We start from the raw sequence: 271 nt of genomic DNA on the forward strand, positions 1-271 counted from the left end.
GTCGATGACCTGCAAGGCTTCAAATACCGCACCGTGGGTCTGGCCGCCGATCTGATGGCCAAGCTGGGCATGTCTGTTGCACAGTTGCCGGGCGGTGAAATCGTACCCGCGATGGAGCGGGGCGTGATCGACGCCTTTGAGTTCAACAATCCGTCGTCGGACAAGGATTTCGGTGCACAGGACGTTGCCAAGAACTACTATCTGTCGTCCTATCACCAAGCGTCTGAGAGCTTTGAGTTCCTGTTCTCCAAGATGTTCCTCGAAGACCTAG

Annotated in this window: 1 pseudogene; it reads left to right on the forward strand. The window is 55.7% G+C overall.

Annotation, left to right across the window (positions count from 1 at the left end):
• Positions 1-271: pseudogene (locus tag A3722_RS16915) on the forward strand (C4-dicarboxylate ABC transporter); the annotation flags it as partial.

It is taken from the genome of Sulfitobacter sp. HI0027 (assembly GCF_001634775.1).
Lineage (GTDB): Bacteria > Pseudomonadota > Alphaproteobacteria > Rhodobacterales > Rhodobacteraceae > Sulfitobacter.